The organism is Vibrio sp. ER1A, assembly GCF_000733315.1.
GTDB classification, from domain to species: Bacteria; Pseudomonadota; Gammaproteobacteria; order Enterobacterales; family Vibrionaceae; genus Vibrio; species Vibrio mediterranei.
Window position 1 is genome coordinate 175,866 of record NZ_JPJA01000095.1, and the last position, 3,016, is coordinate 178,881.

At 41.2% G+C, this 3,016-nt stretch carries 3 protein-coding genes; all 3 read right to left on the minus strand.

What is annotated here, in order from left to right:
• Positions 1-128 precede the first annotated feature (128 nt).
• Entirely contained in the window at positions 129-1,973 is a 1,845-nt protein-coding gene (locus tag HW45_RS25860) for an FUSC family protein (protein ID WP_038230844.1), read from the minus strand.
• Positions 1,973-2,824, minus strand: coding sequence for an efflux RND transporter periplasmic adaptor subunit (locus tag HW45_RS25865; protein WP_038230845.1), 852 nt, complete (start codon positions 2,822-2,824; stop codon positions 1,973-1,975). Before HW45_RS25865 ends, HW45_RS25860 begins: the two co-directional genes overlap by 1 nt.
• Positions 2,825-3,016, minus strand: a 192-nt coding sequence (locus HW45_RS30085; protein ID WP_051868403.1) for a hypothetical protein, incomplete at its 5' end; no start/stop codon positions are given.

Here is a 3,016-nt window from a genome sequence, read left to right on the forward strand (position 1 = left end):
GCATAATTGGTACCTAATAATGTCCATATCACTAGGCCTATGAGAATATTTTTCATCATAACCTCTGATATATATAGTTCTCAGAAAATTAACTGAGAAATTAAAATGATAGTTAATTTATATTTTTGCTAATGACCTTGAGCTTTCAAAGCATTATATCTATCGCACAGAACGAACCAACGGTAATTGTGTTTTGCAGCTGTTGTCGCCTTATAGTCCATCAAGTTTGAGAATATTTGATTACTTCCCAGGTCGAAGAATTTTTTATCAATTGAGGAAAGAAGAATTTCTCGCTCTTCAGGTTCAAGCTCTTCATGGTTAATGACACTCTGTAGCGCTTTTAGATATAACAGTCTATTAATACTCACTAAATCTGAAATGCTAATTAAGTAAGCGTAGGATGCTAGGATCCAGTTACTTACATTCAAAGACTTTCTCTTTTCTATATCGGTCACTTTGAATTTATTAACAAATCGATTCAGTTCTTTCTTGATCACTGTGGCTGTCGTACGTACAGGGATTAAATAGAACGCCCCCCACAAAATCAGCAATGCAGTGATATTACCGACGATAGAGTTAAGAAAGTTCTCAAAATCGTAACTTGGGGCACTGGTTAACGGAACAAGGCTCGTCCATGAAAACAACGAAACCATACACACCACTTTCAGTAGTGACTTGCTCTGCCAAAACCAATAAGCCGCCAAATACACGCCAGTAAAGCCGACTACTGCAACTATCCAAGGCGAGCCAATTGGCATGGCCCCAAAGGTCAGAATAAACGCAAAACCACCAGCTAAGAATTGTGCATATATATTTGGACTTTGTGCCTGCTCTGAACCTGGATTTGCAGCGTACACCGAGATGATCATTCCAGCCATGATCATTGCCGACATACCACTATCCCATTGCAGCTCAATCCACATAAATGAAAGCGTGAACAGCGTGATGGTTGCTCTCACCATATTGTTGAGCACTACGTAACCATCGGTAAAGCGTCCTATATCGTTGGCATAATCTTTATTGGTGTAGTCAAATACACTGTTTTCGCTCTTGTATAAATCCAGTTGTGTGGCAAACAAAGCGACCTGTTCATTAAACACCTCGACCAGATCAATATCTTCAATTCCCCACCTTTCAATCCATGATTCATTGATATCAACGCGAAAATTAGCTTTACACAACTTCTCCCACGCCTCATTAGGAATGGCTATGGCCTCACCAAGCTTTTTTAACTCGATGGCTTTGATACCAATATTGATAGAGTCATAAAAAGCAGTACGACTGTTGAGTTTTTCTTCCTTAGCACTTCGGCTTCCATATATCTCATCATCAACCAACTGCCACTTTTTGCTCACAAATACCAAAAACGCACGTGTCAGTTTGGTAGCATTATCTTCATCAGTAACAAACAGATTGCTTAGGAAGTTCGCTGTATAACTTTTGACAGAAAACAACTCATGCTGGTCATCTTTATAAGGAATGATCATAGCCGCGACCATTGCCATTAAAATACCAAATGAGATACCAACACAACGAAGCTGTACGTGGTCAAATAAATTGGTCATGTCAGGGTTCGCTGCCAATGGGAAACCCACTAGAGACAAGGTAATACCCATCACGGCAAACATGTATGACACACGTCCATGAAAATATGATGCGATACCTAAACTTGTTACCACTCCAAATATAATGAATGAGTTAAACAACCAAGAGTCAATAAGCGTAGCGCTGGCCACAAAAAGCACATATGCACCGCCAGTAAATGTCCCGATAAGGCGTGCCGCCGCTTTTTTGATACTCGCTCCGCGACTGCCAGTGATTTGAATAATCGCGGCTGTTGCCATAGAAGTACTCGTGGCCGAAGAATCCATTAACAGCGATAAACCCCATGTCATCAATACAGCCAGGCAAAACCGCAAAGCAAATGCCACCGATTCGGGATTTGTCCATTGTCGAGCAATCGTCGCTAACATCACTGAATGTCCACTGAAACCGTTGTGCCAGCAATCAGTCTCTCACTTTCAAGGACTTCTTTAGGGATGCTAATACGCACCGGTACGCGTTGCGCGAGACGGACCCAAGGCACTGTTGGGTTAACGTTTGATATTAATCCGGAATTATCGGCACTCTGATCAATAATCGCACGACCAATACCTTCAATTTTGCCGACAAATTTTTTATCGGATGAAAATGGACGAATGTTAGCTTTCGCCCCTTCAACCAAGCCTTTTACTTTTGTCTCGGTGAAATAGGCCAAAATGTAATAGGTGTCACTCTCGACTAATGCAACAAAGGTTTCACCTTTATTGATGTAGTTCCCTTGGCGTTGGTTAAGATTCGTTACATAACCATCTTGCGGTGCGACCACTTTAGTGCGACTTAAATCTAATTCTGCTTTAGCCAAGCTACTTTTTGCTTGCTCTAAAGCGGCTTTATTAGCTGCTACGGCGAGCTTCTCCGAGATCACTTGCTCTTCAGAGACTAGTTTTTTACTCAACAATCTTGAATCACGACGGTAAGAGTTCTTCGATTGCTCTAGCTCGGCCTCCGCCTTCAACATTGCATACTTAGCTTGGGAAACACTGTTTTTGTAATCCGCATCATCAATAGCAAAGAGTAAATCACCAGCATTAACAAACTGGTTGTCATGTACAGCTACGGTAACTATCTCTCCCGAAACTTTTGGCGCTACTTCTGCAATTTCAACGTGAACTTTAGCATCGCGAGTCCAAAGAGATTGGGTGTAGGCGACCCAAGACGTATAACAAGTCGCCCCCGCAGCGATCACTAATGCAGTCGGTAATAGAACACGAAATAACTTCATTTAGCTCACCTTTATTAGTAGTAATTGTCCAGTAACAATAATTACTAAACAAAGTTCTGTTAATGAAGGATTCATGATCTTTCCTTTTCTCAATAGTCCACCTAGTGTGTATTTGACTACAATTAGTATTGCAATTGCCGCTGCTACCAACACCATAAAACCGGGGATGTAGAAGTAGTCAAATATAATATT

Excerpts from the sequence above, each read along its gene's own strand:
- HW45_RS25860 (WP_038230844.1), bottom strand. The coding sequence starts at position 1,973 with ATGTTAGCGACGATTGCTCGACAATGGACAAATCCCGAATCGGTGGCA.
- HW45_RS25865 (WP_038230845.1), bottom strand. The coding sequence starts at position 2,824 with ATGAAGTTATTTCGTGTTCTATTACCGACTGCATTAGTGATCGCTGCG.